This window comes from Ciceribacter sp. L1K22, assembly GCF_017599385.1.
In the GTDB taxonomy this organism is placed as follows: domain Bacteria; phylum Pseudomonadota; class Alphaproteobacteria; order Rhizobiales; family Rhizobiaceae; genus Allorhizobium.
In genome coordinates this window covers 2,223,907-2,250,430 of the sequence record NZ_JAGFPK010000001.1, presented here as the reverse complement: position 1 = coordinate 2,250,430, position 26,524 = coordinate 2,223,907, and the positions used below count along the sequence as shown (strand labels likewise).

General features: G+C 61.2%; 21 protein-coding genes. 14 read left to right on the top strand and 7 right to left on the bottom strand.

Annotated features, from left to right (window positions below; translation table 11 throughout):
- Nucleotides 1-6 precede the first annotated feature (6 nt).
- Entirely contained in the window at nucleotides 7-576 is a 570-nt protein-coding gene (locus tag J5J09_RS11210; protein WP_208550347.1) for a peptidylprolyl isomerase, read from the bottom strand.
- Between the two features lie 28 nt (nucleotides 577-604).
- Nucleotides 605-1,099, bottom strand: a complete 495-nt coding sequence (gene coaD / locus J5J09_RS11205; protein ID WP_208550346.1) for a pantetheine-phosphate adenylyltransferase — start codon at nucleotides 1,097-1,099, stop codon at nucleotides 605-607.
- Nucleotides 1,100-1,509: 410 nt separating this feature from the next.
- Between coaD and J5J09_RS11200 the strand changes: the two genes are divergently transcribed.
- Together J5J09_RS11200 and J5J09_RS22960 are read left to right on the top strand one after the other, a co-directional pair.
- On the top strand, nucleotides 1,510-1,662 hold the full coding sequence (locus J5J09_RS11200) for a hypothetical protein (protein ID WP_208550343.1): 153 nt from the start codon (nucleotides 1,510-1,512) through the stop codon (nucleotides 1,660-1,662).
- Between the two features lie 44 nt (nucleotides 1,663-1,706).
- Nucleotides 1,707-1,841, top strand: a complete 135-nt coding sequence (locus J5J09_RS22960; protein WP_281436225.1) for a hypothetical protein — start codon at nucleotides 1,707-1,709, stop codon at nucleotides 1,839-1,841.
- A gap of 63 nt (nucleotides 1,842-1,904) precedes the next feature.
- On the opposite strand, the gene gyrA is transcribed toward J5J09_RS22960, so the two are convergent.
- Nucleotides 1,905-4,697: a DNA gyrase subunit A gene (gene gyrA, locus J5J09_RS11195; protein WP_208550339.1), complete on the bottom strand. Its 2,793-nt coding sequence runs from the start codon at nucleotides 4,695-4,697 to the stop codon at nucleotides 1,905-1,907.
- Nucleotides 4,698-4,885: 188 nt separating this feature from the next.
- On the opposite strand from gyrA, the gene J5J09_RS11190 reads away from it, so the two are divergent.
- Together J5J09_RS11190 and J5J09_RS11185 are read left to right on the top strand one after the other, a co-directional pair.
- Nucleotides 4,886-5,512 carry a MarC family protein gene (locus J5J09_RS11190; RefSeq protein ID WP_208550338.1) on the top strand — a complete coding sequence of 209 codons (627 nt, stop codon included), beginning with the start codon at nucleotides 4,886-4,888 and terminating at the stop codon, nucleotides 5,510-5,512.
- A gap of 60 nt (nucleotides 5,513-5,572) precedes the next feature.
- Nucleotides 5,573-6,820, top strand: coding sequence for a DUF2254 domain-containing protein (locus tag J5J09_RS11185; protein ID WP_208550335.1), 1,248 nt, complete (start codon nucleotides 5,573-5,575; stop codon nucleotides 6,818-6,820).
- Between the two features lie 58 nt (nucleotides 6,821-6,878).
- On the opposite strand, the gene J5J09_RS11180 is transcribed toward J5J09_RS11185, so the two are convergent.
- Nucleotides 6,879-7,409, bottom strand: a complete 531-nt coding sequence (locus J5J09_RS11180) for a single-stranded DNA-binding protein (RefSeq protein WP_208550334.1) — start codon at nucleotides 7,407-7,409, stop codon at nucleotides 6,879-6,881.
- Between the two features lie 276 nt (nucleotides 7,410-7,685).
- On the opposite strand from J5J09_RS11180, the gene uvrA reads away from it, so the two are divergent.
- From uvrA to J5J09_RS11165, 3 genes are all read left to right on the top strand, one after another.
- Nucleotides 7,686-10,610, top strand: coding sequence for an excinuclease ABC subunit UvrA (uvrA, locus tag J5J09_RS11175; RefSeq protein WP_208550333.1), 2,925 nt, complete (start codon nucleotides 7,686-7,688; stop codon nucleotides 10,608-10,610).
- Between the two features lie 23 nt (nucleotides 10,611-10,633).
- Nucleotides 10,634-11,437, top strand: coding sequence for a DUF72 domain-containing protein (locus J5J09_RS11170; protein ID WP_208550332.1), 804 nt, complete (start codon nucleotides 10,634-10,636; stop codon nucleotides 11,435-11,437).
- 155 nt (nucleotides 11,438-11,592) lie between these two features.
- Nucleotides 11,593-13,245, top strand: coding sequence for a Na/Pi cotransporter family protein (locus tag J5J09_RS11165; protein ID WP_208550330.1), 1,653 nt, complete (start codon nucleotides 11,593-11,595; stop codon nucleotides 13,243-13,245).
- Here the strand turns inward: J5J09_RS11165 and J5J09_RS11160 are convergent, their stop codons facing one another.
- The gene (locus J5J09_RS11160) at nucleotides 13,246-14,724 is read right to left on the bottom strand and encodes an NAD(P)H-hydrate dehydratase (protein WP_208550329.1); all 1,479 of its coding nucleotides are present in this window, start codon (nucleotides 14,722-14,724) and stop codon (nucleotides 13,246-13,248) included. It abuts the gene before it with no gap.
- Between the two features lie 346 nt (nucleotides 14,725-15,070).
- Here J5J09_RS11160 and J5J09_RS11155 point away from each other — a divergent pair, with 346 nt between their 5' ends.
- The 4 genes from J5J09_RS11155 (at nucleotide 15,071) to hspQ (ending at nucleotide 18,413) form a co-directional block, all read left to right on the top strand.
- Nucleotides 15,071-15,409 carry a P-II family nitrogen regulator gene (locus J5J09_RS11155; protein WP_006727717.1) on the top strand — a complete coding sequence of 113 codons (339 nt, stop codon included), beginning with the start codon at nucleotides 15,071-15,073 and terminating at the stop codon, nucleotides 15,407-15,409.
- A gap of 62 nt (nucleotides 15,410-15,471) precedes the next feature.
- On the top strand, nucleotides 15,472-16,881 hold the full coding sequence (glnA, locus tag J5J09_RS11150; RefSeq protein WP_208550326.1) for a type I glutamate--ammonia ligase: 1,410 nt from the start codon (nucleotides 15,472-15,474) through the stop codon (nucleotides 16,879-16,881).
- 207 nt (nucleotides 16,882-17,088) lie between these two features.
- Nucleotides 17,089-18,036 carry a DMT family transporter gene (locus tag J5J09_RS11145; protein ID WP_208550322.1) on the top strand — a complete coding sequence of 316 codons (948 nt, stop codon included), beginning with the start codon at nucleotides 17,089-17,091 and terminating at the stop codon, nucleotides 18,034-18,036.
- Nucleotides 18,037-18,083: 47 nt separating this feature from the next.
- Nucleotides 18,084-18,413: a heat shock protein HspQ gene (gene hspQ / locus J5J09_RS11140; RefSeq protein ID WP_208550319.1), complete on the top strand. Its 330-nt coding sequence runs from the start codon at nucleotides 18,084-18,086 to the stop codon at nucleotides 18,411-18,413.
- Nucleotides 18,414-18,484: 71 nt separating this feature from the next.
- Here the strand turns inward: hspQ and J5J09_RS11135 are convergent, their stop codons facing one another.
- Entirely contained in the window at nucleotides 18,485-19,120 is a 636-nt protein-coding gene (locus tag J5J09_RS11135; protein WP_208550314.1) for an invasion associated locus B family protein, read from the bottom strand.
- 307 nt (nucleotides 19,121-19,427) lie between these two features.
- Between J5J09_RS11135 and J5J09_RS11130 the strand changes: the two genes are divergently transcribed.
- From J5J09_RS11130 to J5J09_RS11120, 3 genes are all read left to right on the top strand, one after another.
- The gene (locus J5J09_RS11130) at nucleotides 19,428-21,185 is read left to right on the top strand and encodes an extracellular solute-binding protein (RefSeq protein ID WP_208550313.1); all 1,758 of its coding nucleotides are present in this window, start codon (nucleotides 19,428-19,430) and stop codon (nucleotides 21,183-21,185) included.
- Between the two features lie 108 nt (nucleotides 21,186-21,293).
- Complete coding sequence (locus tag J5J09_RS11125; RefSeq protein WP_208550312.1) at nucleotides 21,294-21,965, top strand: DsbA family oxidoreductase; 672 nt, start codon at nucleotides 21,294-21,296, stop codon at nucleotides 21,963-21,965.
- Between the two features lie 58 nt (nucleotides 21,966-22,023).
- Entirely contained in the window at nucleotides 22,024-22,959 is a 936-nt protein-coding gene (locus J5J09_RS11120) for a DMT family transporter (protein ID WP_208550311.1), read from the top strand.
- 57 nt (nucleotides 22,960-23,016) lie between these two features.
- On the opposite strand, the gene mfd is transcribed toward J5J09_RS11120, so the two are convergent.
- Nucleotides 23,017-26,523: a transcription-repair coupling factor gene (gene mfd, locus J5J09_RS11115; protein WP_208550309.1), complete on the bottom strand. Its 3,507-nt coding sequence runs from the start codon at nucleotides 26,521-26,523 to the stop codon at nucleotides 23,017-23,019.
- Nucleotide 26,524: the final 1 nt, after the last annotated feature.

Below are 26,524 nucleotides of genomic sequence, written 5' to 3'. Positions count from 1 at the left end.
GTGCTGTTACGGGCGTCCGACGGTGACCTTGATCATACGATCAGGATCACTGACTTCGCCGTTTCCACCTTCGCCGCGCTTGATCTTGTCGACGTTCTCCATGCCTGAGACAACCTTGCCGACCACGGTGTACTGACCGTTGAGGAAGCTTCCATCGGCGAACATGATGAAGAACTGGGAGTTGGCCGAGTTCGGATCCTGGGCCCGCGCCATGCCGACCGTGCCGCGTTCAAAGGGAACGTCGGAGAACTCGGCGGGCAGGTCCGGCAGGCTCGAGCCGCCGGTGCCGGCGCGCGAACCGTCAAAGCCATCCTGCATGTCGCCAAACTGCACGTCACCGGTCTGTGCCATGAAGCCTTCTATAACACGATGGAAGGCGACGTTGTCGTATTCACCCTTCGATGCCAGTTCCTTCATTCGCGCGACGTGCTGCGGCGCGACATTGGGCAGGAGTTCGATCACGACCGGACCATCCTTGAGCTGGATCGTCAGATAGTCATCCTCGGCTGCCGCCGCGGTGCCGGAAAAACCGGCGAGGGCGAGAAGTCCGGCAAGGGCAAGACCAATGAGTTTCATGGATTCTCCCATTCTTTCTTAGAAAGGCTCACTTCGCGAGCCTCGATTTTAATGCATCGAGCACGGCTGATGGCACAAATGCGCTGACATCGCCTCCCATGGATGCGATCTGCCGGACCAATGTGGCCGTTATGGGCCGCGAGGAGGTACCGGCGGGCAGGAATATGGTCTGCAGGTCCGGCGCCATGCGGCTATTCATGCCGGCCATCTGCATCTCGTAGTCGAGATCGGTCCCGTCGCGCAGACCGCGCAGGAGTAGTTTTGCTCCGTTCGCACGGGCGGCATCGATGGCCAGACCGTCGAAGGCGACGACATCGACATCCCCTGCCCGTCCAGGCAAGACTGCTTCCAAGGACTTTCGGATGAGATCGGCGCGTTCATCGAACGAAAACAACGGCGTCTTGCCGGGATGAATGCCGATCGCGACGATTACCTTGGGAACAACATTCAGCGCCTGGACGAGGACGTCCAGGTGACCATTGGTCATCGGATCGAAGGACCCGGGGTAGAAAGCTGTTGTCATCGGGGACCGAGGTTGAGTTTGACGCCTTTTGTCACGGAAGGCCTCCCTCCGCAAGACATTTGCGGCAGCTTGAACCCCTCGAAGATGAACGCCAGATGAACGGGCGGTTCAGGCAGGTTTCAGAGCGTATATGCGAAAAAGCATCATGATCGCGAATAAGCGCGACTGCTTGACGGATTTACCATGCTTGCACTTCTTGCCCTTGCCTCTATCGGAATCTCTCTCGCCTTCGAGAAAGTTTTATGGCATTGATTGTGCGCTGCAAAAAAGCGCTTGCCACAGAAGTGCCGAAAAGTTAAGCCCGCCGAGTTTCTGGACATTTTTATACCTTTTTCGCCTCTTACGGGAACAACGTCAGCGCCCGTGCATTGAAGGAGCGCGAGAGAGGAGATCCAAAGGGATTTAAAGCCATGCCTGACAAAGTGACAGTGATCAACTTGCTCTGGATGATGACCATGTCCGCTATGCTGGCGACGTCAGTCGGGTTCTACATGGAACGCGAAGACCAGGCGAATTTTTACGGTCCGCCAATAACTGCCCGCTATCATAGCTTCGGAAACTGAAAAAGCGCGTAAGGCGCCCGTGGAAACGAAGGGAATGAAGGACGATGTTTGCAACTCTGACCGTGCTCGCCGCGCTCATCAGCGGCATGTTCGTCCTGACGATAGCATCAACCGTGACCGCGCTGCGTCGTGAACGCGATGAGCTGAAGGCAATGATGTCCCGGCGAGAACTCTTCTAGCGCCACTGAGCCTATCAGCACGTTTCAGCCGCCCCCGTGATCCGAGGGCGGCTTTTCTTTATCTTATTCACTGCCTTCCGGGGAGGTTTCGCCTCCGGCGGGATCACCGCCGATTTCGGCGTTGTCTGCCGCTTCGACAACGTCCTCGTCTTCCTCCGGTTCGCTGATCCGCTCGACGGAGACGACCTTCTCGTCCTTTGCCGTTGAGAAGATCGTGACGCCCTTCGTCGCACGGCTGGCGATCCGGATTCCGTCGACCGGGACTCGGATCAACTGCCCACCGTCGGAGACGAGCATGAGTTGGTCCTTGTCCTCGACAGGGAAGGCCGCAACCAGTTCACCGATCTCCGATGTCTTCGATGTGTCGGTGGCGCGGATACCCTTGCCGCCGCGGCCCGAGGTGCGGAAGTCGTAGGAGGACGACCGCTTGCCGAAGCCACGCTCGGAGACGGTCAGTACGAACTGTTCGCGCGCCTTCAATTCCTGATAGCGCTCGTCGGAAAGCTCTCCTTCCGCGCCGACCTCTTCTCCAACGAGGGAGATTTCCTCCTCATCGACGCCCATCGCCCGGCGCTCCGCAGCAGAGCGCTTCAGATAGGCCGCGCGCTCCCAGGGTTCGGCGTCGACATGGCCGAGGATGGTCATCGAGATCAGGCGGTCGCCGTCCGCGAGCGAGATACCCCGGACGCCGATCGAGTTGCGACCGGCAAAGACGCGCACCTCGTCCACGGGGAAACGGATCGCCTGGCCGAGCGCCGTCGTGATCAGCACGTCGTCGCGATCGGTGCAGGTTTCCACCGAGAGGATCTCGTCGCCCTCTTCCTCGAGCTTCATCGCGATCTTGCCGTTGCGGTTGACCTGGACGAAATCGCTGAGCTTGTTGCGGCGAACGGTGCCCCGTGTCGTCGAGAACATGACATCAAGATTGTCCCAGGTCTTCTCGTCCTCGGGCAACGGCATGATCGTGGTGATCCGCTCGCCGGGCTCCAGCGGCAGCATGTTGATCAATGCCTTGCCGCGCGATGTCGGCGTGCCGATCGGCAGGCGCCAGACCTTTTCCTTGTAGACGATGCCGCGCGAGGAGAAGAACAGCACCGGCGTGTGCGTATTGGCCACGAACAGGCGGGTGGCGAAATCCTCGTCCTTCATCGCCATGCCGGAACGACCCTTGCCGCCGCGACGCTGGGCGCGGTAGGTGACGAGCGGAACCCGCTTGATGTAGCCGGCATGGCTGACGGTGACGACCATGTCCTCGCGGGCGATCAGGTCTTCGTCATCCATCTCCAGGCCGCCGTCGAGGATCTGGGTACGGCGCGGCGTGCCGAACTCGTCGCGGATCGCAGCCATTTCTTCCTTGACGATTTGCTGGATGCGGATGCGCGAGGACAGGATATCGAGATAGTCGGTGATCTCGGCGCCGATCTTGTTAAGCTCCTCGTCGATTTCATCGCGACCGAGGGCAGTCAGGCGGGCGAGTCGCAGTTCGAGGATCGCCCTCGCCTGCTCCTCGGAGAGATTGTAGGTGTTGTCTTCGTTGATGCGGTGACGCGGATCGTCGATCAGGCGGATCAGCGCCTCGACGTCATGCGCCGGCCAGCGCCGCTCCATCAACTGCTCGCGTGCGGTCTGTGGATCGGGGGCGCGACGGATGAGGTTGATGACCTCATCGATATTGGCAACGGCGATCGCCAGACCGACCAGGACGTGGGCGCGATCGCGCGCCTTCCGCAGCAGGAACTTGGTGCGGCGGCTGACGACATCCTCGCGGAAGGCGACGAAGGCGCGCAGCATGTCGAGCAGGCTCATCTGCTCCGGCTTGCCGCCGTTCAACGCCACCATGTTGCAGCCAAACGAGGTCTGCAGCGGTGTGTAGCGGTAGAGCTGGTTGAGGATCACGTCGGCATTGGCATCGCGCTTCAGTTCGATGACAACGCGGTAGCCTTCGCGGTCGGATTCGTCGCGCAGATCCGAGATGCCCTCGATGCGCTTCTCGCGCACGAGTTCGGCCATCTTCTCGATCATCGTCGCCTTGTTCACCTGATACGGGATCTCGGTGATGATGATCTGCTCGCGGTCTCCGCGCATCGGCTCGACGCGGGCAACGCCGCGCATGATCACCGAGCCGCGGCCAGTTTCGTAGGCCGAGCGGATACCGGACCGACCAAGGATCATGGCGCCAGTGGGGAAGTCCGGGCCGGGAATGATTTCCATCAGTTCCGGCAGCTCGATCTCCGGCTTGTCCATCAGGGCGATGCAGCCGTCGATCACTTCGGACAAATTGTGGGGCGGGATATTGGTCGCCATGCCGACGGCGATGCCGCCCGCGCCATTGACCAGGAGGTTCGGGAACTTTGCGGGAACCACGACCGGTTCCTGCATGGTCCCGTCATAGTTTTCGCGGAAATCGATCGTGTCCTTGTCGAGGTCGTCCAGCAGCGAATGGGCGGCCTTCTGCAGGCGGCATTCCGTGTAACGCTGGGCGGCCGGCGGGTCGCCGTCGACGGAGCCAAAATTGCCCTGGCCGTCGATCAACGGCAGCCGGAGCGACCAGTCCTGCGCCATGCGGGCGAGCGCGTCATAGATCGCGGCGTCGCCGTGCGGGTGGTATTTACCCATCACGTCGCCGGTGACGCGGGCGGACTTCACATATTTCTTGTTCCAGTCGACGCCCATTTCGGACATCGAATACAGAATACGGCGATGAACGGGCTTCAAGCCGTCGCGGACGTCGGGCAATGCGCGGCTGACGATCACGCTCATGGCGTAATCGAGATAGGACCGCTGCATTTCCTCCATGATGGAGATCGGCTCGATGCCTTGCGGGTACTTGCCGCCGGGGGTGCTTTGCTCAGTCAAATCAGATCACGATCTTTTTTCAGAATCACATGTCAGCTTATAGCCGATAGGCCGTCGAAGCGCCAAGTTCGGCGGGGGTTTTGAACAGGGTTTTCGGGTCATTCGTCAAGTCTTTAGGCGGATTGTGCGAAACGCTTGCCAGCCGCCGCCGCCGCACCCTACAGTTGGCAGCAAAAGGAGGACGAAGCATGGCATACGCGGACGCTCTGGTGAGCGCCTTCACGACTTTGCTCGTGACCGTCGATCCTCCGGGGTTGGCACCGCTGTTTCTCGGGCTGACGCAGGGCATGACTTCGACGCAGCGGCGACAGGTTGCGATCCGCGGCTCCCTCATCGCCTTTGGCATCCTGACGGTCTTTGCGCTGTTTGGCGCCAGCATCCTCGGTGCTCTTGGCATATCCATGGGCGCCTTCCGCATCGCCGGCGGCCTGATGCTGTTTGCCATCGCTTTCGAAATGATTTTCGAGAAACGGCAGGAGCGGAAGGAAAAGACCACGGATACTGCGATTACCAAAGACCACATTCACAATCTGGCGGTTTTTCCACTGGCCATACCGCTGATCGCCGGTCCCGGTGCAATATCGGCCACCGTGCTGATCGGAAGTTCGCTGGACGGCTGGCTGGGGCGGCTGCAACTGATCGGCGTTATCGGTGCGGTGCTGGCTCTTGTTCTTGTGTCACTCGCCATCGCGCAGCCGCTGAACCGGTTCCTCGGCGTCACCGGTCGTGCGCTCTTGACCCGCCTTCTCGGCGTGCTTCTGGCCGCGCTCTCCGTGCAGTTCGTGGTCGACGGGGTGAAATCCGCCTTCGGATAAGTCCGCGCTCGCTTTCCCGTTCCGGCGCACTAGCTAGTTCCGATGAGTGAAGGAGAGATCATGCCGCGCTGGAAATGGTTATTGTCACAGTTGACGCGGCAGCTTTGGTTTCGCGCCACGATGATCGGCATGATCGGCATTCTCGCCGCCATCCTCGCTGCCGTGGCAGAACGCTTCATTCCCTGGAGCATTCCAGGGGGAATTCGTGCCGACGCCGTCGACGACATCCTCAACATCCTTGCCTCGAGCATGCTTGCTGTAACCACATTTTCGCTTGGCGCGATGACCTCCGCCTACGGGTCGGCGACCAGCAATGTCACGCCGCGTGCCACCGCGCTTTTGGTGCAGGACCGCGTGACCCAGAATGTGCTGTCGACCTTCCTCGGTTCGTTTCTCTATAGCATCGTCGGTATCGTCGTTCTCAAAACCGGAGCCTATGGCGACAGCGGTCGCGTCATTCTCTTCGTCGTCACGGTCGGTGTCATCGTGCTCATCGTCGTCTCCTTGCTGCGCTGGATAGACCATCTGACAAAGCTTGGACGCGTCGGCGAAACCACCACCCGCGTCGAAGACGCAACGCGTCGCGCGATACAGGATCGGTTGCAGCACCCCTACCTGAACGGGACGCCGCTTCTCGATCCGGAACGCGACATCCCCGACGGCGCGACGCCGGTCCGGGCGGGAGCCATCGGCTATGTGCAGCACATCGACATTTCCGCCCTCGCGCAGTGCTGCAAACTGTACGACGTGGACCTCTATCTTGCGGTGAACCCGGGTGCATTCGTCTACACAGATACGCCCCTTGCATGGTGGGGCAGGCCGACAAAAGCCGAGGATGGCAGGGAGCCATCGCAAGCCGTGCGGGACGCGGTCTCGATAGGCCTGAACCGCAGCTTCGATCAGGACCCGCGTTTCGGACTGGTGGTTATGAGCGAGATCGCGTCGCGAGCGCTGTCACCAGCGGTGAACGACCCGGGTACGGCGATCGATGTCATCGGGCGTAACACGCGCCTTCTGAACTTATGGGCCGAAGCGCCGGACGAGGAGGAGATCGAATTCCCGCGCGTTCACGTCCCGCCTCTTTCCACCGTCGACCTTTTCGAGGATGCGTTCATGGCGATCGCCCGGGATGGGGCGAGCTATGTCGAGGTTCAACTGCGGCTGCAGAAATGCCTGAGAGCGCTTGCCAATTCCGGAAACGACGCATTCCGGAATTCCGCACGTGAACAGGCACGGATAGCGCTGGTGCGTGCCGAGGCTGCGCTACCCACCGAAATCGACAGGCGTCGGTTGCTCGGAGACCTCTAGGGGTAAAACAAAAAAGCGGCGCCGAAAGACGCCGCTTCTTTCAAAGCCTTCCGGGTCATCAGAACGGAATGTCGTCGTCGAGATCGCGCGAGAAGTTGCCCGCTGGCGCGCTCTGGCCGCCGCGGCCCTGTGACGAGGATCCACCGCGATAGCCGCCGGACGCCGGCTGGCCACCGCCGAAATCGTCATAGCCGCCACCGAAATCGCTACCGCCGCGCGACGCGCCGCCGCCATCACCACGCCCGTCCAGCATGGTCAGCGTCGAGTTGAAGCCCTGCAGGACGACTTCCGTGGTGTAGCGATCCTGGCCGCTCTGGTCCTGCCATTTGCGGGTCTGCAGCGCGCCCTCGATATAGAGCTTGGCGCCCTTCTTCACGTACTGCTCGACCACCTTGCACAGGCCCTCGTTGAAGACGACCACATTGTGCCATTCGGTCTTTTCCTTGCGCTCGCCGGAGTTCCGGTCACGCCAGCTTTCGGACGTGGCGATGCGCAGGTTGGCGATCGGCCGGCCGTCCTGGGTGCGGCGGATTTCCGGGTCCGCTCCGACGTTGCCGATCAGAATGACCTTGTTGACGCTTCCAGCCATGATACTTACCTCACTGCCGCGCCGCCGCGGCTTTCAAAACACAATCGGGCGCCACCTTAGCCCATTCGGGCGGGGCGATGGGTTCAAAGCACTTGTAATCCACAGCGAAAAATGTTCTTTATTTGTTCTAGTGTTCCGCTAGGATGATGTCAATAGAATCGTTTTCGGACGCATTATCTCCCGCCACCGCTCGACAGCAGCGTGTGGTTGACTAAATAAAGGTGTCTGCCCCTCCCCAGCCCTCCGGCCCATTGGCTTGCCCTGTCGAGATTTGTCATGAGTGAACTGAAGACCATTTCCATTCGCGGTGCGCGTGAACACAATCTCAAGGGCGTCGATCTCGACCTGCCGCGCAACAGCCTGATCGTGATGACCGGGCTTTCCGGATCGGGCAAGTCGTCGCTTGCCTTCGACACGATCTATGCCGAAGGGCAGAGGCGCTACGTCGAAAGCCTGTCGGCCTATGCGCGGCAGTTCCTGGAAATGATGCAGAAGCCTGATGTCGACCAGATCGACGGGCTGTCGCCGGCGATTTCGATCGAGCAGAAGACCACCTCGCGCAATCCGCGCTCCACGGTCGGGACCGTGACGGAAATCTACGACTACATGCGTCTGCTGTTCGCGCGGGCTGGCATTCCGTATTCGCCGGCGACGGGCCTGCCGATCGAGAGCCAGACGGTCAGCCAGATGGTCGATCGCATCCTCGCGTTCGAGGAAGGCACACGGCTCTACATCTTGGCGCCGATGGTGCGCGGGAGGAAGGGCGAGTACAAAAAGGAACTCGCCGAACTGATGAAAAAGGGCTTCCAGCGCGTCAAGGTGGACGGGCAGTTTTACGAGATCGCCGACGTGCCGGCGCTCGACAAGAAGTACAAGCACGACATCGACGTCGTCGTCGACCGTATCGTCGTGCGCCCCGACATCGGCAGCCGCCTCGCGGACAGCCTGGAGACCTGCCTGCACGTTCTGGCCGACGGACTGGCGATCGCCGAGTTCGCTGACAAGCCGTTGCCGCCGGAAGAAACCGCAGCGGGCGGTTCGGCCAACAAGTCGCTCAACGAGACGCATGAACGCGTGCTGTTTTCGGAAAAATTCGCCTGCCCGGTTTCCGGCTTCACCATTCCGGAGATCGAGCCGCGCCTGTTTTCGTTCAACAATCCGTTCGGTGCCTGCCCGACCTGCGACGGATTGGGTTTCCAGCAGAAGATCGACGAGGCGCTAATCGTGCCCGAGGCCGACCGTCGGCTGAACGACGGGGCCATCGCCCCGTGGGCCAAGTCGTCGTCTCCCTACTACAACCAGACGCTCGAGGCGCTGGGTAAAGAGTTCGGCTTCAAGCTGTCGAACAAATGGTCCGATCTGTCATCGACGGCGCAGCACGCGATCCTGCACGGCACGGACGACAAGATCGAATTCCATTATGCCGATGGTGCCCGCTCCTACAAGACGGTGAAGAATTTCGAGGGCATCGTGCCGAACCTCGAACGACGCTGGAAGGAAACGGATAGCGCCTGGGCGCGCGAAGAGATCGAGCGTTTCATGTCGGCCGCCCCCTGCCCGGCCTGCAACGGCTTCCGCCTGAAGCCGGAAGCGCTGGCGGTAAAGATCGATGGGCTGCATATCGGTCAGGTCACGGACATGTCGATCCGGAATGCAGGCGCCTGGTTCGAGGTTCTGCCTGAGAAGCTGTCATCCAAGCAGAACGAGATCGCGGCCCGCATCCTGAAGGAAATCCGTGAACGGCTGCGCTTCCTCAATGATGTCGGCCTCGACTATCTGTCGCTGTCGCGCAGTTCCGGCACGCTGTCAGGCGGCGAGAGCCAGCGCATCCGGCTTGCCTCGCAGATTGGCTCGGGTCTGACGGGCGTGCTCTACGTGCTTGACGAGCCGTCGATCGGCCTGCACCAGCGCGACAATGCCCGACTTCTCGATACGCTGAAACACCTCCGTGACATCGGCAATACGGTGATCGTCGTCGAACATGACGAGGACGCGATCCTGACGGCCGACTATGTCGTCGATATCGGGCCTGCGGCCGGCATCCACGGAGGCCAAGTCGTCGCCCAAGGGTCGCCGCAGGAGATCATGGCGAACCCCAAGTCGCTGACCGGCAAGTATCTCTCCGGAGAACTCGGCGTGCACGTGCCGGACAAGCGTCGCAAGCCAAAGAAAGGCCAGCGGCTGAAGGTGATCGGCGCTCGCGGCAACAACCTCAAGAACGTCACGGCAGAGATTCCGCTTGGCGTCTTCACCGCGGTGACCGGCGTTTCGGGTGGCGGCAAGTCGACCTTCCTGATCGAAACCCTCTACAAGTCAGCAGCGCGGCGCATCATGGGGGCGCGGGAGAACCCTGCCGAGCATGACCGCATCGATGGTTTCGAATTCATCGACAAGGTCATCGACATCGACCAGTCACCAATCGGGCGGACGCCGCGCTCCAACCCGGCCACGTATACCGGCGCGTTCACACCGATCCGCGACTGGTTTGCCGGCCTTCCCGAGGCAAAGGCGCGCGGCTACCAGCCCGGCCGCTTCTCGTTCAACGTCAAGGGTGGACGCTGCGAGGCCTGTCAGGGCGACGGCGTGATCAAGATCGAGATGCACTTCCTGCCGGATGTCTACGTGACCTGTGACGTGTGCCACGGCAAGCGCTACAATCGCGAGACGCTTGATGTGACCTTCAAGGGCAAGTCGATCGCCGACGTGCTTGATATGACGGTCGAGGAAGGCGTCGAGTTCTTCCAGGCCGTACCGGCCGTGCGCGACAAGTTGCAGGCGCTCTTCGATGTCGGCCTTGGCTATATCAAGGTGGGCCAGCAGGCGAACACGCTGTCGGGCGGCGAGGCACAGCGCGTCAAGCTCGCCAAGGAACTCTCGAAGCGCTCGACCGGGCGCACGCTCTACATTCTCGACGAACCGACCACCGGCCTGCATTTCCACGACGTCGCCAAACTCCTGGAAATGCTGCAGGAACTGGTCAACCAGGGCAATTCGGTCGTTGTCATCGAACACAATCTCGAGGTCATCAAGACCGCCGACTGGGTGATCGATTTCGGCCCCGAAGGCGGTGACGGTGGTGGCACGATCGTGGCCGAAGGCACGCCGGAGGATGTCGTCAAGGTGGATGCTTCCTACACTGGCCAGTTCCTGAAGGAATTGTTGCAGCGACGCCCTGTGAAAAAGGTGGAAGCGGCCGAGTAAACCTGTACTCCGGGAGGTTTTTTATGACGAAATCAGGCATGATCCGCACGGGCATCGGCGGCTGGACCTTCGATCCCTGGGAAGGCACGTTCTATCCGGAGAAGCTAGCCAAGAAGCGCCAGCTGGAATTTGCCAGCCGGGAGTTGACGGCCATTGAGGTGAACGGCACCTACTATTCCAGCCAGAAGCCGGCGACCTTCGCCAAGTGGGCGTCGGAGGTGCCGGAGGGTTTCATCTTTTCACTAAAGGCCAGCCGCTACTGCACCAATCGCAAGGTGCTGGCGGAAGCCGGCGAGTCCGTCGAGAAGTTTCTCGGCCAGGGGATCGTCGAACTCGGACCTCACCTCGGGCCAATCCTCTGGCAGTTCATGGGGACGAAGAAATTCGAGCCTGACGATTTCGAAGCTTTTCTGAAACTGCTGCCGAAAACGCTCGACGGCTTGCCGCTCAGGCATGTGGTGGAGCCGAGGCATGATTCCTTCCGCACGCCGGAATTTATCGAGATGCTGGCGAAGCACGGCGTTGCCGCCGTCTGCGCCGATCATCACGACTATCCGATGTTTCCGGATGTTACGGCCGACTTCGTGTACGCACGGCTGCAGAAGGGCACGGACGAGGTGAAGAGCTGTTACCCGGAAAAGCAGGTGGCCGAGTGGGCCGGTCGGTTCAAGACGTATGCCGCCGGCGGCACGCCTGTTGACCTTCCCCTCGTCAGTCCCGACCGCAAGGTTGAAGAGACGCCGCGGGACGTCTTTGCCTTCTTCATCACCGGCGGAAAGGTGAATGCACCGAATGGGGCACGCCTTCTGCAATCGAAAGTGGCGTGATTTCAAACCGGCAGCTTTTCGGCGGCAATTTGTGACAACGGCGAATCTGGACTAGGTTCCGTCGCAGAGTCGATCTCATCCCGTCGGGAAAAGATCGACCGTTGTCGTTTGCGGGGCGGCCTGCCGCTTTGCGTTTTCCTGCCGAGGCGTTTTTCATGTCGGGTATCGTCGTCTTCATCAACCTCGCCGGAGCGGTTGCCCTCTTGCTGTGGGCGACGCGGCTGGTCAGGACCGGTATCGAGCGCGCCTACGGCAATGTGCTGAAGGAACGCCTGCGTCTGGCGCTTGGCAATCGGCTGTCGGCCGGCGCGGCCGGCTTCGTCTTTGCGGTGGCGCTACAGAGCGCGACGGCGGTGGCGCTGATCCTGTCCTCGTTTGTCGCAGGCGGCTATGTCGGCAGCACGATCGGCATCGCAACACTGCTCGGCGCCGATCTGGGCTCGGCTTTCGTCGCCCGCATCCTACGCTACGACCTGTCGCTGCTGATCCCTATTTTCCTGCTGGCGGGCACCGTAATGTTCCGCGCGTCAGAAGCGCGGGAATGGCGGCAGCTCGGCCGCATCTCCTTCGGCCTGGGCCTTCTTCTGCTGTCCCTGCGGCTGATCGGCGAGGCCTCCGATCCGCTCAAGACCAGCGAAATCCTGCCTGTCATCATCAACTACCTCTCGCGCGACTGGATTACCGCCTTCCTGCTGGCCGCACTCCTTGCCTGGGCTTTTCATTCATCCGTTGCCACCGTTCTCCTGCTTGCGTCGCTGGCCGACAGGCATCTGCTGACGCCGGAGCTGATCATACCGTTGGTGCTCGGTGCCAATTTCGGTGCTGCCGTTATTGCCGCGGTGCTGACGAAGAATGCCGAGCCGATGGCCCGCGTCGTGCCGCTGGGCAATGTTGTCATTCGCGGACTGACGACGCTTCTGGCGCTAGGGGCACAGATCGCATTTCCCCTTTCACCGTCTCTGCTGGCGTCCGGTCCGGGCGATGCCGTGGTCGTGGCGCATCTGGCGATCAACGCCATTGTCCTGGTCGTGGGGCTGCCGGTATGCGGGATCGTCGCCTCCCTGCTCGACAAGGCGCTCTTACCCCGTATCGCCCCGACCGGCGTGCCGATGGATACGCGATTGTCTGCCCTCAATCCTGCCGACCTTGGCCATCCCCGGCAAGCCGTAAACAATGCGACACGCGAAGTTCTGACGCTCTGCGAGAAAACCGAGGCGATGCTTGGGCGTATCTTCGAGCTGTTCGAGAATTTCGACCAGAGCAAGATGAACAGGATCGCGCAGCTCGATGATGAGATCGACCACATCCACCGCGACATCAAGTTCTACCTTGCCAGGGTGTCGGAAGGCGAGCTCGACAAGGAGACCGCCGCGCAGTGCCAAACACTGCTTGGGACGACAATCAAGATCGAGCAGGCCGCCGACATCATCTCGCAGAATATGCTCGCCCGGGCACGCAAGAAGCATGATCGCAAAGTAGTGTTCTCGCAGGAGGGCTGGACGGAACTCTGCGGCATGCACAACGAGGTGGTGAAGAACGCCCACCTTGCCTTCAACCTGCTTATCAGCCGTGACGTCGATCATGCGCGGCAACTGGTCGATCGCAAGGAGGTTGTCCGCGATCTCGTTCGAGAGAGCGAGGAGCGTCATATGCAGAGGCTGCGCGCCGGAAACCTAGCCAGCTACGATTCCAGTTCACTTCACATCGACACGATGCGGGATCTGAAGGAAATCAACTCGCTGGTGGTGGCGATCGGTTATCCGCTTCTCGAAGACGAAGGCATGCTCCGCCGCAGCCGGCTGATGTAGTCAGGGCGGTTCGACTGTCTCGACGAGCGTTTCGGCGGTTAGCCCCCTGCCCGCCCGTTTTGCCGCCTGCCCATGCAGCCAGACGCCGGCTGCGGCAGCCTCGAACGCCGGCACTCCCTGCGCCAGGAGACCGCCGACAATGCCGGCGAGCACGTCACCGGACCCCGCTGTCGCCAGCTGTGGCGGAGCATTGGTGTTGATCAGTGCGCGACCGTCCGGCGCCGCGATGACGCTATCGGCCCCTTTATAGATCACGGCAGCGTTTGCTCGCTCTGCGGCGCGGACTGCCTTGTCGATCTTGCCCAGACTGGGATCGGCGGCGATATCGGGGAAAAGACGCGAGAACTCGCCTTCGTGGGGCGTCAGGACCAGACGGCACGGCCCGCCACCAAAGGACTTGAAAAGTGGGGTGGGGCCGTCGCTGAAGCTAGTGATTCCGTCAGCGTCGAGCACAAGGGATTTGCCGGCTTCGCCAAGCGCGATCGTGAAGTCGCGTGCCTTTTGTCCGATGCCGAAGCCGGGGCCGAGAACGAAGGCGTTCAGTCTGTCGTCGCTGCCCCAGTCCCGCAAGTCACTCACACTCCCGATTTCTTTCAGCATCACCGCCGTCAGGTGCGCCGCATTGGCCTCCAGCGCATCCCGTGGCGAGGCCAGCGTGACAAGCCCCGCACCAACGCGGAGAGCAGCGCTGGCGGTAAGGCGGGCCGCACCTGTCGCGTTTGCCGGGCCGGAAAACACCGCAAGGTGTCCGCGGGAAAACTTGTGCTGGCCGGCGCTGGCACGTGGCATCGCGGCCAACCAGCGGTCGGGATCGTTCTCCGCCAGCGATCCCGCGGCGGCTGAGACGATGCGCCAGGGAATGCCGATATCCACCACCTCGACCGCGCCGCAGAGATTGCGCCCGGGCAAGAGAAGATGCCCCGGCTTGCGCGTCATGAACGTGATCGTGTGCGCCGCGATGAAGGCTGCACCGCGGACGGCGCCCGTTCGACCGTCGAGGCCCGACGGTAGATCCACCGCCACGACCGGAATGCCAGCGTCGGCGACAGTCTTTACCGCCGCGCCCACCTCTGCGGGCACAGACCTGTCCAGCCCGGCGCCGAATATGGCATCGACGAGGACATCGCCGGCTTTCGGTTCATAGCTTTCCAGGCCGGACGGCACGAGCCCGCAATTTTCGAAGGCTTTTCTTGCGTCTCCCCGCAGCTTTTGCGGATCGCCTAGACAATAAACTGCCGTCATCACCCCCGATGCAGCCAGGTCGCGCGCCACGACATAGCCATCGCCGCCATTGTTCCCGGGGCCGCAGAACACGACAACGCGTTCGGCATAAGGGAAATGTCTAAGGACAGATGCAGAGACCGCACGGCCGGCTCTCTCCATGAGGCCGTAGGAGTCGATGCCGGAGGCTGCCGCTGCACGGTCAACGGCTGCCATTTCCAGCGGCGTCAGCAATGTCGTGCGGCGAGTCGCAGTCATTGGTCCATCAAAGCAAATTTCGACGTCCCCGAACAGAGATGGTACGTTACCGCCTGCCAGGCTATTATTTATGCATATGCCTATATTTTGTCTTTTAGCGCTTTCTGAAATGACAGAAGCCATCTGCTATGCTTTTCAAAAAACTGCGACATTTCCAACCTAATTCATAAAAAATAGGCATGAACGGCTGGCATTTTCCGTCAAATTGGGGGAACTTGGCGCTTGCCGGAGGGGGATCCGACGCGATTTCATCCTGAAACGGCGGAGAACTGGCACGTTACGTGCATTCACGAGGGCGAGCGGGCATTGGCCTGCATTAGCGAGGGAAGCGGAGAGACATTTTCTCATGAAGAAGATCGAAGCGATCATCAAGCCCTTCAAGCTGGACGAAGTGAAGGAAGCCCTTCAGGAAGTCGGGCTGCAAGGCATCACGGTCACGGAAGCCAAAGGCTTCGGCCGGCAGAAGGGGCATACGGAACTCTACCGTGGCGCCGAATACGTCGTCGACTTTCTGCCGAAGGTGAAGGTCGAGGTCGTGCTGGCGGATGAAAACGTGGAGGCCGTTATCGACGCGATCCGCAACGCGGCCCAGACCGGACGGATCGGAGACGGAAAGATCTTCGTTTCCAACGTCGAGGAAGTGGTGCGCATCCGTACCGGCGAAACAGGCATAGACGCCATCTAACTCTTCCCGGGACAAAAATACGGTCCGGGACAATCGTCATCTAACACCCAAGGAACACGTATATGACGACCGCAAACGATATCCTGAAGCAGATCAAGGACAACGACGTCAAGTTCGTCGACCTGCGCTTCACCGATCCGAAGGGCAAGATGCAGCACGTCACGATGGACGTTACCTGCGTCGACGAGGACATGTTCGCCGACGGCGTGATGTTCGACGGCTCCTCGATCGCCGGCTGGAAAGCCATCAACGAGTCCGACATGGTGCTGATGCCCGATCCGGCCACGGTTCACATGGATCCGTTCTTCGCCCAGTCGACCATGGTCATCATGTGCGATATCCTCGATCCGGTCTCCGGCGAAGCCTATAACCGCGACCCGCGCGGCACGGCAAAGAAGGCCGAGGCGTACCTGAAGGCCTCGGGCATCGGTGACACCGTCTTTGTCGGCCCGGAAGCCGAGTTCTTCGTCTTCGACGACGTCAAATACAAGGCCGACCCGTACAACACGGGTTTCAAGCTCGATTCTTCCGAACTGCCGTCGAACGACGACACGGATTACGAAACCGGCAACCTCGGCCACCGTCCGCGCGTCAAGGGCGGCTACTTCCCGGTCCCGCCGATCGACAGCCTGCAGGACATGCGCTCTGAAATGCTGACCGTGCTCGGCGAGATGGGCGTCGTCGTCGAAAAGCATCACCACGAAGTGGCAGCGGCCCAGCACGAGCTCGGCATCAAGTTCGACACGCTGGTGCGCAACGCCGACAAGATGCAGATCTACAAGTACGTGGTGCATCAGGTCGCCAACGCCTACGGCAAGACGGCCACCTTCATGCCGAAGCCTATCTTCGGCGACAACGGCTCGGGCATGCACGTTCACCAGTCGATCTGGAAGGACGGCAAGCCGACCTTCGCCGGTGACGAATATGCGGGCCTGTCAGAAAGCTGCCTCTACTACATCGGCGGTATCATCAAGCACGCCAAGGCGATCAACGCCTTCACCAACCCGTCGACCAACTCCTACAAGCGTCTGGTTCCGGGCTACGAAGCTCCGGTTCTGCTGGCCTATTCGGCCCGCAACCGCTCGGCTTCGTGCCGCATCCCGTTCGGCTCCAATCCGAAGGCCAAGCGCGTCGAAGTCCGATTCCCGGATCCGACGGCCAACCCCTACCTCGCCTTTGCCGCCATGCTGATGGCCGGCCTCGACGGCATCAAGAACAAGATCCATCCCGGCAAGGCCATGGACAAGGATCTCTACGATCTGCCGCCGAAGGAACTGAAGAAGATTCCGACCGTCTGCGGCTCGCTGCGCGAAGCTCTGGAGAGCCTCGACAAGGATCGGAAGTTCCTCACCGCCGGCGGCGTTTTCGACGACGACCAGATCGACTCCTTCATCGAACTGAAGATGCAGGAAGTCATGCGTTTTGAAATGACTCCGCATCCGGTCGAATACGACATGTACTACTCGGTCTAAGCAAACCGAGCTACGCACGTTGCGTGGAGACAATCATAGCCGGCGCCAGGGTGGCGCCGGCATTTTTATTTCTGCTCCAAACATTTGCGACTAGTTTCTAATGTTACGTCTGAATTGATGACACCGCTTCCGCCCCCGACCGTTTTTGGCTAGGTTGGCGCAGCTTCCAGCTCGATCGCCTTCCCCGAAGACCAGGATATGGTAACGATGACAACTGCCCCCGATGCGCAGCCGCGCGCGTTTGACTGGCTGCTCTTTCTCCTCGCGCCGGTGTTCTTTTCGTCAAACCTGATTTTCGGCCGGGGCGTCAGCGGCGAGATCGCGCCGTTCACGACCGCGCTCATTCGCTGGACCGGAGCCGCGCTCATCATGTCGCCTGTCGTGTTTGCTCATCGACGGGCCGCTCTCGACTTCGTGCGCAGCCACTGGGGCATATGGCTCTGGCTCGGTGTTTTAGGGATGGGGATATGCGGTGGCTTCGTCTACTGGGCCCTGACACTGACAACGGCGTCAAATGCAACGCTCATCTACACGACATCGTCGCTCTTCATCATCCTCTTCCAGTGGCTGTTCCTGGGAAAGCCGATCGGACGCCTGCAACTGGCGGGTATGGCAATCGCCTTCACGGGCGTCGCCGTCATCGTCTTCGAGGGGTCGGTTGAGAAACTGCAGGACTTCCACTTCAATGTCGGCGATCTCGGCATCCTCGTGGCGGCGATTGCTTTCGCACTCTATTCGCTGACGCTGCGCCATCCGGCCGCGGCCGCGCTGGGACCGCTACCCCTGTTCGGGCTTCTGGCGATCTCAGGCGCGGTCGTGCTCGTGCCGCCGGCGCTGTACGAGATGCTCAACAACGGTCTGATGCCGGACAGCGGGCATGACTGGCTGATGCTCGGGGGCATCATCCTCTTTGCTTCGCTTGCCGCCTTCTACTGCTTCCAGCATGCGGTTCATGTGTTCGGCCCCGCCTTCGCCGGCATCACGCTTTACCTCATGCCACCGGTTTCGATCCTCATGGCGGTGATCTTTCTGGGCGAGCAGTTCCACCTGCATCACGCGGCCGGAATTATTCTTGTAACCGGCGGACTGATCATCGCCTCCCGGCGGTCGGGCAGATATGACGGTTCGACGACAAAACCGATCGTAAAGCCTTGATGTATGGTTGCGTCTTTCCCAAATAATGCAGGGAAAGGAAGGCAACCATGAAACAACGCAACGCAAAATTTGGCATCGGGGACGTCGTACGACACAAGGTCTTTCCGTTCCGCGGCGTCGTGTTCGACGTGGACCCGGAGTTTGCCAGCACCGAAGAATGGTGGAATTCGATCCCGGCGGAAATCCGACCGAGCAAGGATCAGCCCTTCTACCACCTTCTGGCGGAAAACGACGAGAGCGAATACGTCGCCTATGTCTCGGAGCAGAACCTGGAGCGCGATGACAGCGCCTTGCCCCTCCGGAACGCACAGATCAACAGGATCTTCGTGATGGAACAGGCTGGCCGCTACAAGCCGAAGGCAAACTTCGCCCACTGACCTTGCATAACTACCCTCAATGCAGAAAGGCCCGGCTGCAACCGGGCCTTTTCATGGTTTTGCGGATCGGTTTACTGACCCTGCTTGGCCGCATCCTGGGCCTGCTCGAGAGCCTTGCGGCTTTCCTCGGCCTTTTTCTGCATCTGTTCCTGCAGCAGACGCTGGCGCTCTTCAGCCTGGTTCTGCGTGATCGCCTCGCCGTCGTATGCGCCAGTGAAACCGGACAGGGAAATCTTGATCGGGTTCGGCGCGCGGCGAACGTTGATGGAGGTGAAGACGACCTCGCCGCCCTTCTTCAGGCTTGCGATAATGGCGTCAGTCAACGGAATTTCAGCCGTGCAGCGATCCGGAAGGCATACGGCATAGTCGATCTTCTGGACATTGCCACCGTCGATCTGCATGCCGATGCCCGGCGGGATCAGACGTGCAGACGGCACCGTCACCTGAAGAATCTTGCGGTTTACCTTGCCCTCGAGCGAGATGAGGCCGACGGCCGTGATAAGCTGGCCGTTCTGGGCGATGACCTGATTCTGGACGACGCAGACATCGGACTCTTCCTGCTTCGAGCAGGTCTTGAACCAGCCCTGCGGCGGAGCTCCGGCAGGAACCGCTTCCTGGGCCGTGGCGACCGGTGCAGCGCCTGCGGCGAAGGCAAAAGCGAGCGCGGACAATCCCATCCGCATCGAAGGGGTCATTTTCTCAAACATACGAAATTCGTCTCCTGAAATCCGGCGGAACAGCCTTTCGGCAATTCAAATGGTTTCGGCCGGCGTCCTCCGTGACCTGTCGTGCAAATGAGGCAAATGCATGACCCGGGCCGTTCGGCTCAACCTGTTACATCGCAGCGGCCGGAATATCCAGCTTTTCTTTCGTCCAAGGCTGGCAAGGATTCCCCCGAAAGCCTTCAAACGGGCCACATTCATGTTAGTTTACGCGGCGATTGAGTCGGATCCATGAGGAGAGGTTCCCTTGCGTCGCTTACTGGCCCTAGCTGTCCTGCTGACATTCCCCGCCATGGCTTCAGCGGAACCGGTTCACGGCATTGCCATGCACGGCGAACCGGCGCTCCCTGCCAGCTACACGCATTTTCCCTATGTCGATCCCACCGTGAAAAAGGGCGGCAAGATTTCCTACGGTGTCGTCGGCACGTTCGACAGTCTGAATTCGTTTGTCCTCAAGGGGATGCGAACCACGGCACGCGGCATCTGGGATCCGGAATACGGAAACCTTTTCTACGAGTCGCTGATGACCCGCTCGTCCGACGAGCCCTTCTCGCTCTACGGACTGCTGGCCGAAAGCGTCGAATGGGATGACGACCGCACCTTCATCCAGTTCAACCTGAACCCGAAGGCACGCTGGCATGACGGCAAGCCGGTGACGGCCGAGGACGTCATCTTCTCGTTCAACCTGCTCCAGGAAAAGGGCCGTCCTCCGTATAACCGCCGCCTGGCGGTCGTGGACAAGATGGAAAAGGTTGGCGAAAACAGCGTCCGCTTCACCTTCAACGACAAGGCCAACCGGGAAACCCCGCTGATCATCGCCATGTCGCCGATCCTGCCGCAGCACGCGATCGATCCTGCGACCTTCGACCAGACATCGCTGGAAGTTCCTGTCGGTTCAGGTCCCTACAAGATCAAGGCGATCCGGCCCGGAGAGCGCATTACATACGAGCGCGACCCAAACTACTGGGGCAAGGACATTCCGTCCAAGGTCGGATTCGACAATTATGACGAGATTTCGGTGACCTACTTCCTGCAGGATTCGACCCTGTTCGAAGCCTTTAAGAAGGGTGATGTCGACGTCTATCCGGATGGCGATTCCAACCATTGGGAACGCGCCTACGACTTTCCTGCGGTGACGAACGGAGACGTTGTGAAGGAGGAGTTCCAGCCCGGCCTGCCCTCCGGCATGCTCGGCTTCGTCTTCAATGTCCGGCGGCCGCTGTTCGCCGATGAAAAGGTGCGCGAGGCATTGTCGCTGGCGCTCGATTTCGACTGGATCAACAAGAACCTGTACAACAACGCCTTCAATCGTACGCATAGCTTCTGGCAGAATTCGGCGCTCGGTGCCTATGGGAATGCCGCCGACGAACGAGAGCTCGCCCTTCTTGGTCCCGCCAAGGATCGGATCGATCCGGCGATCCTCGCGGGGACCTATACCATGCCGGCGACGGACGGCTCCGGCACCGACCGCAAGGTGCTGCGACAGGTGGTCAGCCTCCTGACTGAGACAGGCTACAAAATCCAGGGCGGCAAGATGGTCGATGCGGCAGGCAAGCCGCTCACCTTCGAGGTGATGACCCAGAATGCCGGACAGGAGAAGATGGCGCTCGCCTATCAGCGGACGCTGGCGCTGATTGGCATCGACATGACGATCCGCACCGTCGACGATGCGCAGTACCAGGCGCGTTCGAACAGCTTCGACTATGACGTGATCGTCAAGGCCTATACGTCCTCGCTGTCGCCGGGGGCCGAACAGATCAACCGGTGGGGCTCGGCGTCGAAGGACGCGCAGGGCAGCTTCAACTATGCCGGGGTCGCCGATCCGGATGTCGACCGCATGATCGACGCGCTGGTCAACGCCCGCAGCATGGAGGATTTCGAGGCGGCGGTGCGGGCCTACGACCGGTTGCTGGTCGACGGGCACTACGTCGTGCCCCTCTATCATGTCGGGGAACAGTGGGTGGCCCGCTGGAAGCATATCGGTCGGCCCGAGACGACGCCGCTTTACGGTTATCAACTACCGACCTGGTTTGATACGCGCGCGCAGTGAAACGGTGCGGGGCAGTTACCGAAAGATGCCTGGTTGAAAGCCGGCGCCACAGGCCCTAAGTCGCGTCCAACTGCGCGACACTCCGCGCCAACCGGAAAGGACACCGCCATGGCCCGCATTACGATCGACATCGTCTCAGACGTCGTGTGCCCCTGGTGCTATCTCGGGAAGGCGCGGCTCGACCTCGCCATCGCCGAAGTGCAGGACGAAATCGGGATCGACGTCAACTGGCGACCCTATCGTCTCAATCCCGACTATCCTTCGGAAGGCGTCGACCACCAGACGGAACTCGCGAAGAAGCTTGGCGGCAAGGCCAATATGGACCGGGCGCACGAGCAGCTGACGTCGCTCGGGCGCGACGTCGGCATCACCTTCGATTTCGGAGCGATCAAGGTCGGTCCCAATACGCTTGACGCGCATCGGCTGATCCACTGGGCCGGACAGGAAAATCGCGATGTGCAGGCTGCCGTCGTCGCAGGCCTGTTCAAAGCCAATTTCGAAGAGGGGCGCAATGTCGGGGATCATCGGGTTCTGATCGATGTCGCCAGAGAAGCCGGCATGGACGAGGCGCTGGTCAGCAGACTGCTCTCCACCGACGCGGACAAAGACCATGTCGTTTCGGAGATCGACGCCGCGCAGCGCATGGGTGTATCAGGCGTGCCTTTCTTCATCCTCGACCAGCAATACGCGGTGAGTGGCGCCCAGCCGGTCGAGGTCCTGGTCAGCGCTTTTCGCGAACTGGCGCGCGAGAAGCTGCAGGCTCTCAACAAACTGAATTGATTTCGGTCACAAACGATCCTAAGCATCGGCTCCCGCCCCCGCTCAGGATTCTTCCGCCTTGCGCTCCGACACCGTCTTCAAGGGCATTGTGGTCGCCTTCGTGGCCTTTGCCGCCTATTCGATCAGCGATGCCTGCGTCAAACTCATCGAAGGCGGGATAAGTCCCTACGAATCGGGTTTTTTCGGTGCCGTGTTTGGCATTTTCGCCCTGCCTTTCCTGATGAAGCGCGGCGACAGCTGGCGCGACATTTTCAGGACCACCAACCGCCCGCTCTGGATCCTGCGGTTTTTCTCGGCAGGAGCCGGCATCATCGGCAGCGTGACCGCCTTCACGCACCTGTCGATGGCCGAGGCCTTCTGCCTGATCTTCCTGCTGCCGTCGTTCGTGACAATCATGTCGGTCGTTTTCCTGAAGGAGAGCGTCGGCCTCAAACGGTGGAGCGCCGTGCTGATCGGCTTTCTCGGCGTGCTGGTCGTCCTGCGGCCGGGATTCCGGGAATTGTCGATCGGTCACGTCGGCGCCGTCTTCGGCGGCCTCAGCGGTGCAGTGTCGATCATCATATACCGGGCGATCGGGCCGCAGGAAAAAAACATCTCGCTCTATGGCGCCGGGCTGCTCGGCGGCCTCATCATCTGCGGGCTGGCCATGCTGCCGGAATACCGCAACCCGACAGGCGAGGAATGGCTTTACCTCGCCGGCTACGGAATTCTCGGGGCGGTCGGCAACATCCTCCTGATGTATGCCTCGTTCTACGCCCCGGCCGCCATTGTGGGACCGATCCAGTACAGCCAGATGCTGTGGGCGATCGCCTTAGGCTATCTGATGTTTGGCGACAGGATCGATACGCCGATGCTTGTCGGCATCGCCCTTATCATCGGCTCGGGACTGCTGACGCTGTCGCGCGAACGCACCCGCGGCGTACCGCTTCCCCCGCCGGTGGCGGGCAAGGGAGAAGCGGCGCTGGCAATCAAGCCGGAGACGGACGACGCCTAACACGCACGAGCGCGTGCCTGAGCTGAATGTTGTCCGAGCGATGTCGTGCCGGTCATCCTACTTAACGGTCGCCAATTCCGCGAGCTGAGTCATCACCATGGCAGCACCCGCTAGCCGCTTTTCCGGTGTCGGCAGGTCGCGGGTGAGGAACACGCTCTGGTCGGGACGGATCTTCGCCATGGTGCCCTGTTTGGCGATGTAGCCGACCAGGGCAGCCGGGTTCGGGAACTCCTTGTTGCGGAACTGCACCACGACGCCCTTGGGGCCGGCGTCGAGCTTCTCCACATTGGCCTTGCGGCAGAGCGCCTTGACGTAGACGACCTTCAAAAGGCTCTGGACCTCGGGCGGAAGCGGGCCGAAGCGGTCGATCATCTCGGCGCCGAACCCGTCGATCTCGTTGAGGTCGGTGAGCTCGCCGAGACGACGGTAGAGCGCCATGCGCAGATGGAGATCCGGGACATAATCGTCGGGTATCATAACCGAGGTGCCGACCGAGATCTGTGGCGACCAGCCCGTATCGTGAACCTCATCGATGCCCTTCACCTCGGCGACCGCCTCCTCCAGCATCTGCTGGTAAAGTTCGAAGCCGACTTCCTTGATATGACCGGACTGTTCCTCGCCGAGCAGGTTGCCGGCGCCGCGTATGTCGAGGTCGTGGCTTGCGAGCTGGAAACCGGCGCCCAGCGTATCGAGCGACTGCAGGACCTTGAGGCGGCGCTCGGCCGTCTGCGTCAGCATCTTGTTGACCGGCAGGGTCAAGAGCGCAAAGGCGCGGACCTTGGAGCGGCCGACGCGGCCGCGCAACTGGTAAAGCTGGGCGAGACCGAACATGTCGGCGCGGTGCACGATCATGGTGTTCGCGGTGGGCACGTCGAGGCCGGACTCGACGATCGTTGTCGACAGCAGCACATCGTAGCGGCCGTCGTAGAAGGCGTTCATGATGTCTTCAAGCTCGCTCGCCGGCATCTGTCCGTGGGCGACGGCGACCTTGAGCTCCGGCACGTCCGATTGCAGGAACGCCTGGATTTCCGGCAGATCGGCGAGGCGCGGGCAGACATAGAAGCTCTGGCCGCCGCGATAATGCTCGCGCATCAGCGTCTCGCGGATGACCAGCGGATCAAATGGCGAGATGAAGGTGCGGACCGCCATGCGGTCGACAGGCGGGGTAGTGATCAGCGAGAGTTCGCGAACACCGGTCATCGCAAGCTGAAGCGTGCGCGGGATGGGCGTCGCCGAAAGCGTCAAAACGTGGACGTCGGACTTCAGCTCCTTCAGCCGCTCCTTGTGCTTGACGCCGAAATGCTGCTCTTCGTCGATGATCAGCAGGCCGAGATTGGCGAACTGGACGCCGGTGCCGAGCAGAGCGTGCGTACCGACGACGATATCGGTCTTGCCCTCGGCCAGCTCCTTCTTGACGAGGTTGAGCTCCTTGGTGCCGACCAGACGGGAGGCCTGCTGGATGCGAACCGGAAGGCCGCGGAAGCGTTCGGAGAAGGTCTTGAAGTGCTGGCGCGCGAGAAGCGTGGTCGGTACGACGACTGCGACCTGGATGCCATTCATTGCAGCGACGAAGGCGGCGCGAAGGGCCACCTCGGTCTTGCCGAAGCCGACGTCGCCACAGACGAGGCGATCCATAGGACGGCCGGCACCGAGATCGCTCCGCACGGCGTCGATAGCGTTCATCTGGTCTTCTGTCTCGTCGTACGGGAAACGGGCGGCGAATTCGTCGTAGAGACCTTCCTGGGTTGTCAGGACAGGCGCTGTCCGCGTCATGCGCTCGGCCGCGACCCGGATCAGGGCACCCGCCATGTCGAGCAGCCGCTTCTTGAGCTTGGCCTTGCGCATCTGCCAGGCGCCGCCGCCGAGCTTGTCGAGCTGGGCATCGGAGCCATCCGATCCGTAGCGCGAGAGCAGATCGATGTTCTCGACCGGCAGAAACAGCTTGGCGTCGTCGGCATAGCGCAGCTCAAGGCAGGCATGCGGCGCGCCTGCCGCCTCAATCGTCTGGAGCCCAACGAAGCGGCCGATACCGTGTTCGGCATGGACGACGATGGAGCCCTCTTCCAGCGCGGTGACTTCCGAGATGAAGTCGGCGGCGCGTTTGCGGCGCTTGGACCGGCGCACCATGCGGTCGCCGAGGATGTCCTGCTCGCCGATGACGAGAATGCCATCGGCTTCGAAACCGGCTTCCAGCGACAGAACGGCGGTTGCGGCCTCGCCCTTCTTCAGGGTGTCGAGGTCCTTCAGCGCCGCGACGGGCTTGAGCTTTTCCAGCCCGTGTTCGTTGAGAACCTGTAGCAGGCGGTCGAGAGAGCCTTCCGACCAGCCCGAGATCAGCACTTTCGTCCCGCTCGCGCGTTTCTCGGCGATGAACTTCACCGCCTGCTCGAAGACGTTGACACGCGCGCCGTCATTTTCCTCAAGCGCGGTCTTGGCCCAGCGCGGGCTCTGGCGAGCGGCGAGTTCGACGACGCGACGCCCGGCGCCGTCGTGCTCAACGAAGGGTGTCAGTCGCACCGGGTTGACGCTGTCGAGAAGCCGGCCGAACTGGCCCGAGCCGAGATAGAGGTGCTCTGGAGGGACAGGCTTGTAAGGCGCGCCCTGGCCGAGATGGCCCTTGCCGCCCTCGCCCGCCGACAGCCGCGCCTCGTAATAGTCGCGGATCAGCTTGGCACGTTCCTCCGCCGCCTCGCGCACCGTATGGTCGGTGACGAAGGTAAAGCCGTCGAGGTAATCGAAGGCGGTCTGCATACCGTCATAGAAAAGCGGCAACCAGTGCTCCATGCCTGCGTAACGACGGCCTTCCGAGACGGCGGCATAGAGCGCGTCGTCGCGGGTGGCCGCGCCGAACAGGGAGAGATAGTTTTTGCGGAACCGGCCGATGGTCTCCGGCGTCAGTGTCACCTCGCTCATCGGATTGAGATCGAGGGAGCGAACCTGTCCCGTCGTGCGCTGCGAAGCGGGATCGAAGGAGCGAATGCTTTCCAGCGTATCGCCGAAGAAATCGAGCCGCACCGGTTCCTCAGAGCCGGGAACGAAAACGTCAAGGATGCCGCCGCGGACGGCGTACTCGCCGACCTCGCGGACGGTCGCGACTCTCTCGAAACCGTTACGCTCAAGGCGGGCGGCGATATCGTCCATGCGGACCTGGTTGCCCGGTCTTGCGGAAAACGACAGACTTTCGATAAGATCAGCCGGCGCCAGCTTCTGGAGCATGGCATTGACCGTCACCAGGACGATGGCCGGATGCGGCTTCTTCGCCCGCGCTATCAGGCCGCCAAGTGCCGCAAGGCGCCGCGCCGACACGTCATGGCTGGGCGACACGCGGTCATAGGGCAAGCAGTCCCAGGCCGGCAGAGTCAGAACCGGGATCTCCGGCGCCGCGAAGCCCAACAGCTGCTCGACATCGGCAAGCCGCTGGCCGTCCGAGACGATGTAGGCGATCGAACGGCCCTCGCGGGCGAGTTCGGCAAGCAGGAAGGCATCCATGCCCTGCTGGACATTGGACAGCGTCAGGGGAACGCCAACGTCCGAGACGACCTTGGTATCGAGAAAGCGGATCATG

Coding starts and splice junctions, on each gene's coding strand:
- J5J09_RS11210 (WP_208550347.1), bottom strand. CDS start 576: ATGAAACTCATTGGTCTTGCCCTTGCCGGACTTCTCGCCCTCGCCGGT.
- coaD (WP_208550346.1), bottom strand. CDS start 1,099: ATGACAACAGCTTTCTACCCCGGGTCCTTCGATCCGATGACCAATGGT.
- J5J09_RS11200 (WP_208550343.1), top strand. CDS start 1,510: ATGCCTGACAAAGTGACAGTGATCAACTTGCTCTGGATGATGACCATG.
- J5J09_RS22960 (WP_281436225.1), top strand. CDS start 1,707: ATGTTTGCAACTCTGACCGTGCTCGCCGCGCTCATCAGCGGCATGTTC.
- J5J09_RS11190 (WP_208550338.1), top strand. CDS start 4,886: ATGGCATACGCGGACGCTCTGGTGAGCGCCTTCACGACTTTGCTCGTG.
- J5J09_RS11185 (WP_208550335.1), top strand. CDS start 5,573: ATGCCGCGCTGGAAATGGTTATTGTCACAGTTGACGCGGCAGCTTTGG.
- J5J09_RS11180 (WP_208550334.1), bottom strand. CDS start 7,409: ATGGCTGGAAGCGTCAACAAGGTCATTCTGATCGGCAACGTCGGAGCG.
- uvrA (WP_208550333.1), top strand. CDS start 7,686: ATGAGTGAACTGAAGACCATTTCCATTCGCGGTGCGCGTGAACACAAT.
- J5J09_RS11170 (WP_208550332.1), top strand. CDS start 10,634: ATGACGAAATCAGGCATGATCCGCACGGGCATCGGCGGCTGGACCTTC.
- J5J09_RS11165 (WP_208550330.1), top strand. CDS start 11,593: ATGTCGGGTATCGTCGTCTTCATCAACCTCGCCGGAGCGGTTGCCCTC.
- J5J09_RS11160 (WP_208550329.1), bottom strand. CDS start 14,724: ATGACTGCGACTCGCCGCACGACATTGCTGACGCCGCTGGAAATGGCA.
- J5J09_RS11155 (WP_006727717.1), top strand. CDS start 15,071: ATGAAGAAGATCGAAGCGATCATCAAGCCCTTCAAGCTGGACGAAGTG.
- glnA (WP_208550326.1), top strand. CDS start 15,472: ATGACGACCGCAAACGATATCCTGAAGCAGATCAAGGACAACGACGTC.
- J5J09_RS11145 (WP_208550322.1), top strand. CDS start 17,089: ATGACAACTGCCCCCGATGCGCAGCCGCGCGCGTTTGACTGGCTGCTC.
- hspQ (WP_208550319.1), top strand. CDS start 18,084: ATGAAACAACGCAACGCAAAATTTGGCATCGGGGACGTCGTACGACAC.
- J5J09_RS11135 (WP_208550314.1), bottom strand. CDS start 19,120: ATGTTTGAGAAAATGACCCCTTCGATGCGGATGGGATTGTCCGCGCTC.
- J5J09_RS11130 (WP_208550313.1), top strand. CDS start 19,428: ATGGCTTCAGCGGAACCGGTTCACGGCATTGCCATGCACGGCGAACCG.
- J5J09_RS11125 (WP_208550312.1), top strand. CDS start 21,294: ATGGCCCGCATTACGATCGACATCGTCTCAGACGTCGTGTGCCCCTGG.
- mfd (WP_208550309.1), bottom strand. CDS start 26,523: ATGATCCGCTTTCTCGATACCAAGGTCGTCTCGGACGTTGGCGTTCCC.